Annotated in this window: 16 protein-coding genes; 1 reads left to right on the plus strand and 15 read right to left on the minus strand. The window is 55.5% G+C overall.

From position 1 onward, the window contains the following. The 3 genes from leuC to prmB all read right to left on the minus strand — a co-directional run bounded on the left by leuC (position 1) and on the right by prmB (position 3,517). Positions 1 to 1,431: a 3-isopropylmalate dehydratase large subunit gene (leuC, locus tag LVD14_RS12605; RefSeq protein WP_237134417.1), complete on the minus strand. Its 1,431-nt coding sequence runs from the start codon at positions 1,429 to 1,431 to the stop codon at positions 1 to 3. A gap of 73 nt (positions 1,432 to 1,504) precedes the next feature. Beyond that, the gene (gene aroC / locus LVD14_RS12610) at positions 1,505 to 2,590 is read right to left on the minus strand and encodes a chorismate synthase (RefSeq protein ID WP_237134418.1); all 1,086 of its coding nucleotides are present in this window, start codon (positions 2,588 to 2,590) and stop codon (positions 1,505 to 1,507) included. Between the two features lie 36 nt (positions 2,591 to 2,626). After that, on the minus strand, positions 2,627 to 3,517 hold the full coding sequence (gene prmB, locus LVD14_RS12615) for a 50S ribosomal protein L3 N(5)-glutamine methyltransferase (protein ID WP_237134419.1): 891 nt from the start codon (positions 3,515 to 3,517) through the stop codon (positions 2,627 to 2,629). Positions 3,518 to 3,652: 135 nt separating this feature from the next. Between prmB and folE the strand changes: the two genes are divergently transcribed. Then, entirely contained in the window at positions 3,653 to 4,219 is a 567-nt protein-coding gene (folE, locus tag LVD14_RS12620) for a GTP cyclohydrolase I FolE (protein WP_237134420.1), read from the plus strand. An 11-nt stretch (positions 4,220 to 4,230) separates the two neighbouring features. Here folE and LVD14_RS12625 read toward each other — a convergent pair whose 3' ends face one another. From LVD14_RS12625 to LVD14_RS12680, 12 genes are all read right to left on the minus strand, one after another. After that, the gene (locus LVD14_RS12625) at positions 4,231 to 5,199 is read right to left on the minus strand and encodes a DUF4892 domain-containing protein (RefSeq protein WP_237134421.1); all 969 of its coding nucleotides are present in this window, start codon (positions 5,197 to 5,199) and stop codon (positions 4,231 to 4,233) included. Further along, positions 5,189 to 5,974, minus strand: coding sequence for a DUF4389 domain-containing protein (locus tag LVD14_RS12630; RefSeq protein ID WP_237134422.1), 786 nt, complete (start codon positions 5,972 to 5,974; stop codon positions 5,189 to 5,191). The genes LVD14_RS12625 and LVD14_RS12630 overlap by 11 nt, the downstream gene beginning before the upstream one ends. Next, positions 5,956 to 7,014, minus strand: a complete 1,059-nt coding sequence (locus LVD14_RS12635; protein ID WP_237134423.1) for an NAD(P)H-dependent glycerol-3-phosphate dehydrogenase — start codon at positions 7,012 to 7,014, stop codon at positions 5,956 to 5,958. The genes LVD14_RS12630 and LVD14_RS12635 overlap by 19 nt, the downstream gene beginning before the upstream one ends. A 29-nt stretch (positions 7,015 to 7,043) precedes the next feature. After that, entirely contained in the window at positions 7,044 to 8,435 is a 1,392-nt protein-coding gene (sthA, locus tag LVD14_RS12640) for a Si-specific NAD(P)(+) transhydrogenase (protein ID WP_237134424.1), read from the minus strand. After that, positions 8,432 to 8,614: a (Na+)-NQR maturation NqrM gene (nqrM, locus tag LVD14_RS12645; RefSeq protein WP_237134425.1), complete on the minus strand. Its 183-nt coding sequence runs from the start codon at positions 8,612 to 8,614 to the stop codon at positions 8,432 to 8,434. The genes sthA and nqrM overlap by 4 nt, the downstream gene beginning before the upstream one ends. After that, a complete protein-coding gene (locus LVD14_RS12650) occupies positions 8,611 to 9,687 on the minus strand; it encodes an FAD:protein FMN transferase (protein WP_237134426.1) in 1,077 nt (358 codons plus the stop codon). The genes nqrM and LVD14_RS12650 overlap by 4 nt, the downstream gene beginning before the upstream one ends. 120 nt (positions 9,688 to 9,807) lie before the next feature. Next, positions 9,808 to 11,034, minus strand: a complete 1,227-nt coding sequence (nqrF, locus tag LVD14_RS12655; RefSeq protein WP_237134427.1) for an NADH:ubiquinone reductase (Na(+)-transporting) subunit F — start codon at positions 11,032 to 11,034, stop codon at positions 9,808 to 9,810. Between the two features lie 44 nt (positions 11,035 to 11,078). Next, entirely contained in the window at positions 11,079 to 11,687 is a 609-nt protein-coding gene (gene nqrE / locus LVD14_RS12660) for an NADH:ubiquinone reductase (Na(+)-transporting) subunit E (protein WP_237134428.1), read from the minus strand. Beyond that, positions 11,687 to 12,355, minus strand: coding sequence for an NADH:ubiquinone reductase (Na(+)-transporting) subunit D (locus tag LVD14_RS12665; protein WP_237134429.1), 669 nt, complete (start codon positions 12,353 to 12,355; stop codon positions 11,687 to 11,689). The genes nqrE and LVD14_RS12665 overlap by 1 nt, the downstream gene beginning before the upstream one ends. Before the next feature lie 11 nt (positions 12,356 to 12,366). Beyond that, entirely contained in the window at positions 12,367 to 13,158 is a 792-nt protein-coding gene (locus LVD14_RS12670) for a Na(+)-translocating NADH-quinone reductase subunit C (RefSeq protein WP_237134430.1), read from the minus strand. Then, positions 13,148 to 14,365, minus strand: coding sequence for an NADH:ubiquinone reductase (Na(+)-transporting) subunit B (locus LVD14_RS12675; RefSeq protein ID WP_237134431.1), 1,218 nt, complete (start codon positions 14,363 to 14,365; stop codon positions 13,148 to 13,150). Before LVD14_RS12675 ends, LVD14_RS12670 begins: the two co-directional genes overlap by 11 nt. Positions 14,366 to 14,379: 14 nt before the next feature. Continuing rightward, on the minus strand, positions 14,380 to 15,738 hold the full coding sequence (locus LVD14_RS12680; protein ID WP_237134432.1) for a Na(+)-translocating NADH-quinone reductase subunit A: 1,359 nt from the start codon (positions 15,736 to 15,738) through the stop codon (positions 14,380 to 14,382). Positions 15,739 to 15,828: the final 90 nt, after the last annotated feature.

Genomic DNA, 15,828 nt, shown 5'->3' on the forward strand with positions numbered 1-15,828 from the left:
TCAGTGCTCCAGCAGAATATCACGCACGTCGACAAAATGGCCGTGGATGGCCGCCGCAGCCGCCATCGCCGGGCTGACCAGGTGGGTCCGCCCACCGAAACCCTGGCGACCTTCGAAGTTACGGTTGGAGGTAGACGCGCAATGTTTGCCAGCAGGCAGCTGGTCGGCATTCATGGCCAGACACATGGAACAGCCCGGCTCACGCCATTCAAGGCCTGCTTCGATGAAAATCTTGTCCAGGCCTTCCGCTTCCGCCTGCTGCTTGACCAGACCAGAGCCCGGTACAACCATTGCCAGCTCGATATTGCTGGCGACCTTGCGGCCTTTGACCACAGCCGCCGCAGCGCGCAGATCTTCGATGCGTGAGTTGGTGCAGGAGCCAATGAAGACGTACTCCAGCTTGATATCACGAATCGGTGTGCGCGGTTTCAGACCCATGTACTTCAGCGCCTGGCGAATATTGCTGGCACGTGAGCTGTCAGTTTCCAGATCCGGGTCTGGCACCTCGCCAGTAACCGGGGCAACCATCTCAGGTGAGGTTCCCCAGGTGACCTGAGGGATGATGTCAGCAGCGTCCAGCACCACCACACGGTCAAAGTGCGCATCAGCATCACTGACCAGCGTGCGCCAGTAGTCGGCGGCACGATCAAACATCTCACCCTGCGGGGCAAACGGACGCCCCTTGATGTAGTTGACGGTGGTCTCATCAACCGCGATCAGACCGGCACGCGCACCCGCTTCGATAGCCATGTTGCAGACTGTCATGCGGCCTTCCATGCTCAGTGACTGAATCGCTTCGCCACCAAATTCAATGGTGTAGCCCGTGCCACCAGCCGTACCAATTTCGCCAATGATGGCCAGCACGATGTCTTTGGCAGTCACGCCCGGGTTGAGCTGACCGTCGACACGGATCAGCATGTTCTTCATTTTGCGCTGTATCAGACACTGGGTTGCCATGACGTGCTCGACTTCCGAGGTCCCGATACCGTGTGCCAGTGCACCCAGCGCACCGTGCGTTGAGGTGTGCGAATCACCACAGACAATGGTCATGCCGGGCAGGGTTGCACCCTGCTCCGGGCCCACGACGTGCACAATGCCCTGACGGATATCGTTCATGTCCAGCTCGGTAATACCAAACTCCAGGCAGTTGGCGTCCAGGGTTTTTACCTGGATGCGTGATACCGGATCGATGATGCCTTCCAGACCCCGGCTGCGCTCCGCCTTGGTGGTCGGGATATTGTGATCCGGCGTTGCCAGATTGGCATCGGCACGCCAGGGTTTACGGCCAGCCAGGCGCAGCCCCTCGAAGGCCTGCGGCGAGGTCACTTCGTGTATCAGTTGCCGATCGATATAGATCAGCGCCGTGCCATCATCGCGCTGTTTGACCAGGTGCGAATCCCAGAGCTTGTCGTACAGAGTTTTTCCAGCCATGAATCATTCCCGCCTTGCATGCTTCCCGGATCAGGAAGCCTTGTTAAGATCTGCCTACAATTATATGAATTTACTAAATTTTTGGAGTCGTGCAACGCACATCGGCGTTTTGTGCACGATGCCGCATCAGGTGATCCATCAACACGATGGCCAGCATGGCCTCGGCGATGGGCACTGCACGGATTCCCACACAGGGATCATGCCTGCCGGTTGTCACCACCTCGACTTCATTGCCATCCACGTCAATGGAGCGGCCCGGTAATCGCAGGCTGGACGTTGGTTTCAGCGCGATATGCGCAACTATGTCCTGCCCGCTGGAGATACCGCCCAGCACGCCGCCAGCGTTGTTGGAGAGGAACCCACCGGGTGTCATCTCATCACGGTGTTCGGTGCCCTTCTGGGTGACCGATTCAAAGCCGGCACCGATCTCTATGCCCTTGACGGCATTGATGCTCATCAGCGCATGAGCGATGTCCGCGTCAAGTCGGTCGAAAACCGGCTCACCCAGACCTACCGGCACACCGCTGGCAACCACAGAGATGCGGGCACCAATGGAGTTACCTTCCTTGTTCAGCGCCGACATGTAAGCTTCCATCTCCGCCACCTTGCTGGCATCCGGACAGAAGAATGCATTCTGTTCGACCTGATCCCAGTCCAGGGTCTCTGCCTTGATGGGACCGAGCTGGCTGAGATAGGCACGTACCTGCACACCGCAATGCTGCTGCAAATACTTTTTGGCAATTGCTCCAGCCGCCACGCGCATCGCAGTTTCCCGTGCCGAGGAGCGACCACCGCCACGATAATCGCGCATGCCGTACTTCTGCTGATAGGTATAATCAGCATGAGCAGGCCGGAATATATCTTTGATTTTACTGTAATCTTTTGAGCGCTGATCGGTATTTTCAATCAGCAGACCAATAGGTGTACCAGTGGTCCTGCCCTCGAACACGCCCGACAGAATTTTAACCTCATCGGCCTCTCTGCGCTGCGTTGTAAAACGCGATTGACCCGGTTTGCGGCGATCCAGATCGCGCTGCAGATCCTCGGCGGACAGCTCCAGGCCCGGCGGACAGCCATCAACGATGCAACCCAGGGCCAGGCCATGGCTTTCGCCAAAACTGGTCACAGTAAACAGACTTCCCAGGGTGTTGCCGGCCATTGCTCAGGTTTCCATTACCTAGTAAAAAGGCGAGCATTATACACGAATCACATCCATGGCACGAATCAGGCTGGCTCGATCTATTGCCAGTACCCCTTCCCCGCCATTGTCGAACTCAAGCCAGGTCACGGGCAGTTGCGGGTAACGTTCGGCCAGTACAGACCAACTATAACCCAACTCAAGAATCAGCACGCCCTGCTCAGAGAGAAAGTCAGGTGCCTGCCTCAGAATCTGCAGGGGAATGGCCAGACCGTCGTCATCGGACAACAAACCCAGCGCGGGCTCCTGATGATATTCGGCTGGCAGCTCGGCCACTTCCTCCGCGGATACATAGGGTGGATTGCTGACAATCAGATCGTAGCGGACTCCTTTACCTGTCATACCCTGAAAAAGATCGGACTGAATGACACGCACGCGATCTTCAACACCGTGGCGCCTGATATTGCTGTCAGCCACGGCCAGTGCATCCTGACTGATATCAGCCAGGTCGACCTGACAGTCCGGAAAGGTCAGTGCAGTGGCGATACCGATACAGCCGCTACCGGTGCACAGATCAAGCGCGCGACGCGGCGATGCATCCAGCATGGGCTGAAACCCGTTGTGAATTAACTCGGCAATCGGCGAGCGCGGCACCAACACTCTTTCATCAACATTAAACGGCAGACCGGCGAACCAGGCCTCGCCAACCAGGTAGGCCACCGGTATACGCTGTTCGATCCGGCGTGCCACAAGCAGCTCGATCTGTTGCTGCTGCGCTGCGCTGAGCTCCTGTTCAGGGTCAATGTCTTCTCGATCAAAGGGCAGCCCCAGCACCGAGAATATCAGGTAGACGGCCTCATCCCAGGCGTTATCTGTCCCGTGCCCATAAAACAGCCCGGCACCATCAAACTGCTCGGCCGCATAAGCCACACAATCACCCAAAGTCACTCAACACTCCTTTATCTTTCGTTTTAAGCCTATAATTGTCTGGAATTTCGCTTTACGCCCGCCTACCAATATCGTACCGTAGCGGTCCTTTTTTGAGCGTCCCTTTTTAGCTTACCCAAACGAGAGTACCCCGTTATGAGCAAAGCCCCCCTGGAAAACATGGAGCAGGCCTTCCGTGACATCATCCAGTCCGTCGGTGAAGACCTTAATCGCGACGGACTACGGGATACTCCGCTGCGTGCGGCCAAAGCCATGCAATTCCTGACGCGGGGTTATCAGCAGAACATTGACGAAGTCATCAACAATGCCATGTTTCCGTCTTCATCCGAAGAGATGGTGATTGTCAAAAACATCGAATTATATTCCATGTGTGAGCATCATATGCTGCCGTTTATCGGCAAATGTCACGTGGCCTATCTGCCCAAGGGCAAAGTCATTGGTCTGTCAAAGATCGCCCGCATCGTCGACATGTACGCCAGACGACTGCAGATTCAGGAAAATCTGACCAAGGAAATTGCTGAGGTGATCATCCAGAAAACCGGTGCCGCCGGTGCTGCCGTCATCATTGAAGCTCAGCACATGTGCATGATGATGCGCGGGGTTGAGAAGCAGAATTCGGTGATGACCACATCGTGCATGCTGGGTGGCTTCCGTACCAGTCAAAGCACCCGCAATGAATTCCTGTCACTGGTGCACCGCTAGTACGACCGGATTTAACGCACTACGGCTTCGATACGCTGCTGACAGGGCCCCGGTCGGCAGTAGGGTGCCAGTGGCCCCACGCCGTGCGCCTCAAGGCGATCCTCGTCGACACCCAGTTCAACAAGTCGCTGTCGCACTGCTTCGGCGCGCTGTAATGAGCGCTGCTGCAGTAACTGTAGCTGTCCCTGCCCGTCTCCCTCCTCCTGCATGTGTCCCACCAGGTGGAGTTCCAGCAGTGCGTCGCGCTGAAGCACATCGGCCAGCAGGGTCAATCCCTGGTCTTCGGTCAGCACATCGTTGTCATCAAAGCTGATGCCCGGAATCACAATGACGCCACTGTCTTCCAGGCGCAGCTGCATGGCCTGTGCGGTGGTCAGCACATCGGCGCGCTGCTGTTCGGCCTGAGCTCCCGCCAGTTCCAGAAAATCCAGGTGTGCATACAGGCGGCGGTTACCGCGCCTCACCACGTACAGCGCAGCGTAACCCAGCACCTCCTCACCATTGCTCTGGCTTTGAAAGGTGCTGGCCATGTAGTACTGACCGGCCTCCGGCCCATAAAGTATGCGATTATTGAAGTGATCGTTGGCCCAGTAGTTGCTGCTGCCGCAGCCCCGCCCCTGGCATGCAAACAGCTCGCGCTGACCAGCGCTCAGCAATTGACTGCGAAAGTGGTTGTAGACTTCCTCGGCGCCAAACCCGTCCGGAATGGCATAGGTTATCCGGCGCAAATGCCCCTGCAGCCGCTCTGATTCGCTGGCAGACACCGAACCGGTCACTCGCTGCATGCGGCCGAGCGCCAGCGGATAGATTGTGCTGTTCTCGGTTCGGTAATCAACGATTTCCGAACCTGGAAAGCGCTGAAAACCTGCATAGTCGGAGGAACCGGCGACATCGGCAGTCAGCGAACCGCTGCACAGAATCAGCAGCGAGGCAACAAGCCATAAACATCTATGCCGGACTACACGCACGTCAGCTATCACTGTTTGGCGTATCCGGCGTGGCGCCTGTTTCAGAGCTTGACTGGGCTGCTGCCGCAGTGCTGGTGGATTCTGCCGCAGTCTTTTTGCTGCGCGGTTTTTGGGTGGCCTTGGATCTGCTGCTGGTTTTGGCCTGCCCACTGGCAGCGGCTGTTTTTTCAGCCTTGACCGCCTTACTGGTTTTTGTTGATCTGGCAGCTTTGCTGGCCTTGGCTGGCGCAGCTGAATCAGGTGCAGACGCTGGTTTAGCGGCATCGGCTACCTTGGCCGCTTTTACCGTTTTGGTCAACGCAGATTCGTCACCATTCACAGGGGCTGCGTCCACTGGAGCTGCATCGTCTTTCTTCTTGTCTGCTGCCGCAGTAGTGGAATTTTCTGCAGTACTGGTTTTTTCTGAAGGTGTTGACGAACTGGCCGGACTGGCGACTGGCTGCTCACTGCCGGTGAACTCGGTAGCTGGCATGTCCGCATCGTCTGACTCGGAATCATTGACCTCTTGATCATTGATTTGGGGAAACGCGGCAAAGGGAAACGGCCGCAGTTCAGAGTTATAGGTCAGAAAGGCAAGAATCTGTACCACGTATTCGGAGAGACTGGCACCTACCCGGCGGAGGTTGGCATTGCTGTCACCGGTTATCAGCGAGAAGAGTATCTGTGCCAGTGTGATCACCAGCAGCACAACACCGGTCACGTAAAGGGCGACTGCGAATCCCGCCATCAGCAGTATGCGCACCCAGGTGGATGATTCTTTCAGGTTATCTACGACGTCGTCGGACATGCTCGCGCTCCTGTCAGCTTCTTGCTCTGGTTGGCTTCATATTCGACATCCAGGGCACCTTCGCCGTGCATCAGTGCTGCAATGACCTGCTCTACGGCCATGCCCTCGTACACGATGCGATAAAGCCCCGTGGCCAGTGGCATGTAGATACCCAACTGGTCGGCCTTTTCCTTGACCTGTTTCAGCGTGTTGACACCCTCGGCAACTTGACCCAGTTCTGCCACCGCTTCTTTCAGCGATTTTCCCTGCCCAAGCGCAAAGCCTACACGAAAATTGCGGCTCAGCGAAGAAGAACAGGTCACGATAAGATCGCCCACACCCGCCAGACCAAGAAATGTCATGGGGTCGGCACCCAGCTCACGGCCAAACCGCGCCATCTCGGTAAGACTGCGGGTGATCAGCATGCTGTTGGTGTTCTGCCCCATACCCATGGCCGCTGCCAGACCCGCGATGATGGCATAGATGTTTTTCAGGGAGCCGCCCAGTTCAACACCAAACATGTCATCGTTGGTGTAAACGCGGAAGTATTCTGACCGCAGCACTTCGCGCACACGTTCACGCACGGCCTCACTCGCGCTGGCGATTACGGTTCCGGTAAGGCTTTTCTTGGCAATCTCTCCCGCCAGGTTGGGGCCGCTGAGCACGCCTATACGGGCGTCTGGCAGCTCCTCTCTCATCACCTGACTCATCAGCAGGAATGTACCTGCTTCAATGCCTTTGGTGGTGCTGACCAGCATGGTGTCATCGGTGACCGCGTGTTTCATTTTGCGGACCACCGTGCGGAAGTAGGCACTGGGTACAGCTACAAACACCAGACGACTGCCGGCCACAGCAGCTTCAATATCATGGGTCGCGGTGACCTGATCATGCAGTCGGTAGCCGGGCAGATACTGGGGGTTTTCGCGCTGGATATTAACCTGCTCGACCAGGGCCTCATTGCGCATCCAGAAGTTCACCCGGAATCCATTGCCGGCAACGATATTTGCCAGCACGGTGCCGAAACTGCCGCCACCAAGCACACATACTGTCTGGGTTGGCACAAACACTCTCCTTGCTATCTGTCAGCTGGTCAAAATACCCGGTTCAGGCCGTCCAGGGCAGCGATTCGATACGCTTCCGCCATGGTGGGGTAGTTGAATGTCGTATTCAGAAAATACTTCATGGTATTGGCCGAGCCCTGCTGCTCCATGATGGCCTGACCAATGTGAACAATCTCCGAGGCTTGGTCGCCAAAACAGTGAATGCCCAGAATCTCCAGCGTATCAAAGTGGAAGATCAGCTTGAGCATGCCCACCTGCTCACCCGTGATCTGACCGCGGGCGGTGTTCTGGAAAAAGGCTTTACCGACTTCGTAGGGCACCTGCTCTGCCGTCAGCTCCTGCTCGGTCTTGCCAAGTGTGCTGATCTCGGGGATCGTGTAGATACCGGAAGCGACACGGTTGATGGCAACAAACTCCTCAGGGTCGACTATCGCGTTACAGGCGGCACGGCCCTGATCATAGGAGGCACTCGCCAGAGATGGCCAGCCAATGATATCTCCAGCGGCATAGATATTCTCGATGGCAGTCTGGTAACGCTCATTGACTTCAATCTGGCCTCGGCTATTGGCTTTTACGCCCAGCTCAATCAATCCGAGTCCGTCTGAGTTGCCCGTGCGGCCGTTAGCCCACAGTATGATGTCGCTTTTTATTTTTTTTCCTGACTCCAGGTGCGTGACCACATAGTCATCGTGGTATTCGATCTTGGCGAATGATTCTTTGTGGCGGCTGCGAACACCGATATCTTTCAGATGGTAGCTCAGGGCATCGGAAATTTCCCAATCCAGGAATGACAGCAGGGACTCCGCCGGATTGATCAGCTCGACCTTGCAGCCCAGGCCACCAAATATCGAAGCGTACTCACAACCGATCACACCGGCACCGATTACCGTGACTTTTTTGGGTGTGTGGTCAAGGCTCAGAATCTTGTCGCTGTCAAACAGACGCGGGTGATCGAAGTCCACTTCTTCCGGACGATAGGGGCGTGAGCCGGTTGCTACGACAAAGTAGTCGGCAGTCAGAGTCGGGCCCTTCGTGCCCAGCTTGATGGTGTGCGGATCGAGAAACCGTGCATGCCCGTGAATGACCTCGACATCATTTTTTTCGTAGTAATTGGCGCGCAGGTAGACCTGTTCTTCGATCACGCGATTGGCGTGACACATGATCTCCTGAAAGCCGGGTTTGTGCAGTGACGCAAACTCGCGCAGCAGCGGGTTGGAGCGAAACTGCATGACCTGTTTGACATAATGCCTCAGTGCCTTGGACGGGATGGTGCCAAGGTGTGTGCAGTTACCGCCCACCTTGTCGCGATCGGCGATCAATGCCACCCGCTTTCCATGCTTGGCAGCGTTAATTGCGGCCGACTCGCCCGCCGGACCACTGCCAACCACTATAATATCGTATCGATTGGCAGCCTTGCTCATCGGGCGGTCTCTTCACACTTGTTGGGATTGCCACCGCACAGCTCACAGGTTTCATCAACACCTGCCTTGTTGAGGCCGCCGCAGGAGCCCTTGATCGGCTCGCGACCGAAAATAACGCCAATGGCCATGCCGGCGACCACCAGTAATAAAATTACGAAACTTGCCAGCACTGTACTCATGGTGTTTCCTCCAGATATTGGGCAAACTGCGACGAATGAACCTGTTCAAATCCGTCTTCGTCTGCCGATTTTACTATAAAGTAGGCCGCCAGTCCGAGCTGTTCGGCTAATGCCAGTGACCGCACCTGGCCCATGACCATAAACGCCGTGGCCAGCGCATCTGCAGTCAGCGCATCGTCGGCAATCACATAGGCCGCAGCCAGATTGTGAGTGATAGGCCGCCCGGTAAACGGATCAATCTCATGCGAATAGCGCAGACCGTCTTCCACAAAATAGTTGCGGTAGTCACCCGAGCCGGCCAGGGCTATTGATTCGCCCTGCGTGTCGATGATGGCCCAGACTTCGGGTGCACCATCAGTGGGTTTTTCAATGGCCGGTACCCAGGGCGAACCATCGGGCTTTTGTCCCTGAATCCGCAGCTCACCGCCAATCTCAATAAAATAGTCAACCTGACCCACGTCTGCAAAATATGCTGCGATGACATCGGCGGCATATCCCTTGGCTATGCCACTCAGGTCTACTCTGACAGGCGCTGTCTTCAAAAGACGCGGTGGTTGCAATGAAGCCTGCAGATGCTGATATCCCGTTTGCGCCTGTAAGGATTCAATCTCTGACTGATCCGGCACCCGTGACCATTGCATCGCTCCATCCTGATCCGGCCCGAATCCCCAGCGATCAACCAAGGGTCCCACGGTGACATCAAAATAGCCATCCGTCATCTGGCTGAAGTCGATCGCCCTGCTGACCACAAATGCCAGTTCCGGGGACACATCAAACCAGTCGCCCGGCTCGCTGCGATTGAAGCGGGACAATTCTGAATCCGGCGCATAGGTGGACATCAGCTCCCTGTCCAGCCTGTACAGACGCTGCTCGATACCCTGAGCCAGCTCGGCATCCGACAGGCCGTCCGGAAATCCGGCCACCATTACCTGATAGCTGGTACCCATGGTGGCGCCAGTAAGCTGATAGACCTGGGCAGCCGGCTCCGGACGCAGCCAGACCCACAAAAAAAATAATGCCAGGAACCCTAGCGTGAAGCTGTAACGAGACAACCATCCAGCGAGTTTTGCCATCAACTACCCCGATGTCACTCCAGAAAAGCCAATCCAGAAACTAACAGGGGAGCCCATGCCGATAGTCGGCATCGTGGCTCCCCTTTTGTTTTGCTTATTGCTGAAACCTTTATCCTGGAATCAGGAGAACTCGTCCAGTGCGATGTTCTCGTCTTCGACACCCAGATCCTTGAGCATCTTGATCACAGAGGCGTTCATGATGGGCGGACCGCACATGTAGTATTCACAGTCTTCAGGCGCCGGATGATCCTTGAGGTAATGGTCATGCACGACGTTATGAATGAAACCTGTGTAGCCTTCCCAGTTGTCTTCGGGCTGCGGCTCTGACAGGGCCACATGCCACTCGAAGTTGTCGTGCTCTTTGGCAAGCATGTCGAAATCTTCTACGTAGAACATTTCTTTTTTGCTTCGTGCACCATACCAGAAAGTGATCTTGCGCTTGCTGTTCAGACGACACAGCTGATCGAAGATGTGCGAGCGCATTGGCGCCATACCGGCACCACCACCGATAAACACCATCTCGTTCTCGGTTTCCTTGGCGAAGAACTCACCAAAGGGACCAAATACTTTGATCTTGTCACCCGGCTTCATGTTAAAGACGTAGGATGACATGATACCCGGCGGATGATTGGTCCGCGGCGGAGGCGTGGCAATACGGATGTTGAACTTGATGATGCCCTTCTCATCCGGGTAGTTTGCCATTGAGTAGGCACGGACGGTTGTCTCGCTGACTTTCGATTTCAGATCGAACAGCCCGAATCTTTCCCAGTCTCCGCGGAATCGCTCTTCGATATCAAAGTTCTTGAACTCGACTTCGTGAGGACCAACTTCCAGCTGCACATAACCACCAGCGCGGAAATCTACACTCTCGCCCTCAGGGATCTTCAGCACCAGCTCTTTGATGAAGGTCGCAACGTTGTGATTGGAGATGACTTCGCATTCCCATTGCTTGACGCCGAAGAACTCCGGATCAACCTCAATTTTCATATCCTGTTTGACGGCCACCTGGCACGACAGACGCCAGTGCTCTTTAGCCTCACCCATGGTGAAGTGGCCCGCTTCTGTTGGCAGCATAGAGCCACCGCCATCAACGACTTTACACTTGCACTGCGCACAGGTGCCGCCGCCGCCACAGGCAGAGGACAGGTAAATGCCGGCATCAGCCAGCGTGTTGAGCAGTTTGCCGCCGGCCGGCACGGTGATGGATTTTTCGGGGTCACCGTTGATTTCGATTTTCACATCACCAGTACTGACCAGACGCGAACGGGCAGCCAGGATCAACACGACCAGCAGCATGACCACGACGGTAAACATCAATGCGCCGGCAACAATCGTTGTGATATCCATTATTTCTGAAACCTTCTCACTTCAAAGTGGTGAATTAACGTCGGTTAAAGTGTCAGACCGCTGAAGGACATAAAGCCAAGCGACATCAGACCAGTGGTCATGAACGTGATACCCAGTCCACGTAGACCGGCTGGCACGTCGCTATACTTCATTTTTTCGCGGATGGCTGCCAGCAGCACGATGGCCAGTGCCCAGCCTGCGCCCGCACCTACACCGTAGGCCAGACTCTCCGGGAAGGTGTAGCTACGCTCTACCATGAACAGTGAGGCACCCAGAATCGCACAGTTCACAGTGATCAGAGGCAGGAATACACCCAGTGCGTTGTAGAGCGCCGGGACAAACTTGTCCAGGAACATCTCCAGAATCTGCACCATCGCTGCAATCACACCGATGTAACACAGGAAACCCAGGAAGCTCAGATCCACATCAGGCATGCCAGCCCAGGCCAGCGCGCCGTCTTTGAGCAGGTAATTATAGATCAGGTTGTTGACCGGTACCGTGATGGTCTGCACTACTATAACGGCGATACCGAGACCGATCGCTGTATCCACCTTTTTGGATACCGCCAGGAAGGTACACATCCCCAGGAACAGCATCAATGCCATGTTTTCGACAAAAACGGCACTGATGAAAAGGCTCAGATAATGTTCCATTAGTGGGCCCCCTTCTCGATGGTGTGCGGCTTCATTTCGAATTCGTTCTTCTCAACCTGCTCATCGTACTTGTTACGCAGTATCCAGATGAAAAAGGCAATGATGAAGAAGGCGCTTGGCGCAAGCAGCATCAGACCGTTGGGCTGATACCAGCCGCCATTGGCCACTGTTGGCAGGATGGTGATACCCAGCAGGGTGCCCGATCCGAACAGCTCGCGCAGCGTACCCACCACAATCAGCACCACACTGTAACCCAGGCCGTTACCGATACCATCCATGAATGACGGTATGGGCGGGTTCTTCATGGCGAAGGCTTCCGCCCGGCCCATGACGATACAGTTGGTGATGATCAGACCCACAAACACGCTGAGCTGCTTGCTGATCTCAAAGGCGTAAGCCTTCAGGACCTGGTCCACCAGAATTACCAGCGAGGCAATGATGGTCATCTGAATGATGATCCGGATGCTGCTGGGCATGTAGTTGCGGATCATCGAGATAAACAGGTTGGAGAATGCTGTCACGGTGGTCAGCGCCACACACATGACCAGCGTTACCTGCAGACTCGTGGTAACCGCCAGCGCCGAACAGACCCCGAGGATCTGCAGCGCAATCGGGTTATCCATGAAGATCGGTTTGATCAGAATCGTTTTAGTGCTTGCCGTTGCCATAATAAACCTCGTCAGCCCCGTACTTCGTTATCCAGATAGGGCCCGAAACCGTTCTCCCCCAGCCAGAATCGCATCATGTTTTCTACACCACGGCTGGTGAGCGTCGCGCCAGAAAGCGCATCGACCTGGCTTTCGCCAGAACCACCGCCTTTAACTACCTGGAAAGCTACATCACCATCGTCGCCATACACTTCCTTGCCAGGCCACTGGGCCTGCCAGCGCGGGTTGCTGATCTCGCCGCCCAGACCGGGTGTTTCCTGGTGGTCGTAGAAACCGATACCGCGAATGGTGTTGCCGTCGCTTTCCAGCGCCAGATATCCGTACATGATGCCCCACAGACCGTAGCCGCTGACCGGAATCACGACGCTCTCATAACCGCCTGTCTCGTTCTGTATCACATAGACCGTTGCGTAGTCAGCCCGACGACGAATGGAAGCAACATCGTCAGCACCACTGAGTGCTATCGACATGCTCGGATCATTGCGTGCTGTCTGCTGATCGTAAGTTTGTGGATCAATGCCGAGCTGCTGCTGCTCTTCCTCGGTCAGGTAGCGACCTTCATCCAGATCGACCAGTCGCGGTGTGAACTGCTCAAACATGGCATCCACGTCGGCGTTGCTGTGCACCTCGGGGTCAAACATGCCAGCCGCAATCAGAATATTCTTGTTGCGATCCAGCAGTTCATTTGCCGTCTGCATCGGTTTCAGCATGACAGCCGCACTGGAGATCACGATGGAGCAGACCACACAGAGGCCCAGAGCCACCTTGATGGTATTGGCAACGGAGTTGATGTTAGACGACATTGCGAGCGATCCTCCGTTTGATATTGGCTTTCACGACAAAGTAGTCGATCAGCGGAGCACACAGGTTAGCAAACAGGATAGCCAGCATGATGCCCTCAGGATAGGCCGGGTTGAGAACCCGGATCATGACCGTCAGCATGCCTATCAGTATGCCGAATATCCATTTGCCGGTATTGGTCATCGATGCGGAAACCGGATCAGTCGCCATGAACACCATACCGAAGGCGAAACCACCCAGCACCAGGTGCCAGTACCAGGGCGTTGCGAACGCCGGGTTGGTCTCAGAGCCTACCAGGTTCAGGAAGGTCGAGAAAATCACCATGCCCAGGAAAACACCCGAGATGATGCGCCATGAGGCGATGCGGGTAATCAGCAGAATGGCTGCACCGATCAGGATAGCCAGGGTCGACACTTCGCCCATGGATCCCTGCATGCGACCGAAGAATGCATCCAGCCAGGTCAGCTGTTCGCCGGTCGCCGCCATCATTGCCGGCAGACCGTTAGACGCAACCTGACTCAGCGCAGTCGCGCCACTGAAACCATCTACCGCTGTCCATACGGAGTCACCGGAGATTTGCGGTGCGTAAGCAAAGTAAAGGAAGGCACGACCTGTGAGCGCCGGGTTCAGGAAGTTCTTGCCAGTACCACCAAACACTTCCTTACCAAGAATGATACCAAAACTGATACCCAGTGCGGCCTGCCACAGTGGCAGTGTCGGCGGCACGATCAATGAGAACAGGATGGAGGTAACGAAGAAACCTTCGTTGATCTCGTGCCCCCGCTTGACGGCAAAAAGCACTTCCCAGAAACCACCCACAATAAACACTGTGGCGTAGATGGGTAGGAAGTAGGCAGCGCCGTGCCAGAAGTTGTCCCAGATGCTGCTCGGGTCATGCCCGGCCAGCAGGCCAATCAGCGCGCCACGCCAGCCTTCGACTGACTCGATACCCATGCTGGCCATCGCCATGTTCGCCTGGTATCCCACGTTGTACATACCGTAGAACATGGCAGGGAACGTAGCAAACCAGACGGTGATCATGATGCGCTTGAGGTCAATACCATCACGCACATGCGAACCGGAGACGGTCACTTTGCTGGGAGAATAGAAAATGGTGTCCACGGCTTCGTACAGTGGATACATCTTTTCGTATTTGCCGCCTTTTTCGAAATGAGGCGCCAGATCATCTAAATATTTACGCAGACTCATGTTTCAGCTTTCCATCAAGTCTCTTTTTCGATACGCGTAAGGTTGCTACGCAGAATCGGACCATATTCGTATTTACCCGGACACACGTAGGTGCACAGTGCCAGGTCCTCTTCGTCCAGTTCCAGTGCGCCGAGACTCATGGCAGTTTCGATGTCTCCGACGATCAGCGAGCGCAGTAATTGTGTCGGCAGAATATCCAGGGGCATTATTGTTTCATAGGACCCGACTGGCACCATTGCGCGTTCACTACCATTGGTAGTTGTGGTCATGTCCAGCTTTTTGCCCTTGAACAGACTGGTCAGATAGATGCCCAGGTTCGAGTGGCGATTGGTACCTGGCGACAGGTAACCAAACAGCGGACGCTCGCGGCCTTCTTTCAACACAGTAATCTGCTGATGGTAGCGGCCCAGAAAGTTTTCAGGATCTGCGACCTTGCGACCGGCAAGCACCGAACCGGACACTACCCGGTTCTCACCGTCATGCAGCTCGTCGGCCAGCAGTTCGTTCAGGTTGGCGCCAACACGGGTGCGCAGCAGACGCGGCTGCTTGACCTGCGGACCACCCAGCGCCACTACGCGCTCGTTCCAGATTTTGCCGGTGGCAAACAGCTTGCCATAGGCGATGACGTCCTGAAAGCCTGCAGTCCAGACCCATTTGTTAAGACTGACCGGATCCAGGAAGTGGATATGCGTTCCAGTCAAACCGGAAGGATGCGGACCGGCGAAATCATTGACAGACACATTGCTGGCAAAGGCTTCATTTTCCAGGCCCTGGAAGCTGCCTGCCCGGCGGCAAAGATAAACATTGCGCTGGGTCAGCCGTGCCAACAGATTGACACCTCGCACCAGATCCTGAGAGTGCTCGCGGGCCACCAGCTCCGGATCCATGGCCAGCGGATTGCTGTCCATCAAATTGACGAAGATCGCAGCGGGTGTCTGCTCGGGACTGGGCACACGGCTGAAGGGACGCGTGCGCAGGGTGGTCCAGAGACCTGATTCAACCAGGTTTTCGACAATCTTTTCGCGATCCAGGCTTGCGATATCGGCGTCGCTGTAGCTGGCGAAGGTTTCCTGGTCTGACTGATCTTCATCCAGATCGATGACCAGAGACAGGAAAACGCGCTTCTCGCCACGATTGATGGCGCGCACAGTGCCTGTGCCGGGCGCTGTGTATTTTACGCCTTCAGTTTTCTTGTCTGTGAAAAGTAGCTGACCGAGGCGCACTTTGTCGCCCTCGCTGACTTCCATGGTGGGCTTCATGCCCACGTAGTCTCTCCCCAGAATCGCCACCGAGCTTACGGCCCGGCCTTCTGCGATTGTCTGCTCAGGAGCGCCACTGATGGGTAGGTCCAAACCGCGCTTAATTCTGATCATTCATCAGGCCTAGTCTTAGATTTCAGGATAAACGTTTGTTTGTTACGTATTTCACGCCATTCTGATTCAGCGTACGCTTACAGCACCACT

Origin of the sequence: Pseudohongiella sp. O18, from assembly GCF_021729085.1 — a bacterium.
In the GTDB taxonomy this organism is placed as follows: domain Bacteria; phylum Pseudomonadota; class Gammaproteobacteria; order Pseudomonadales; family Pseudohongiellaceae; genus Pseudohongiella.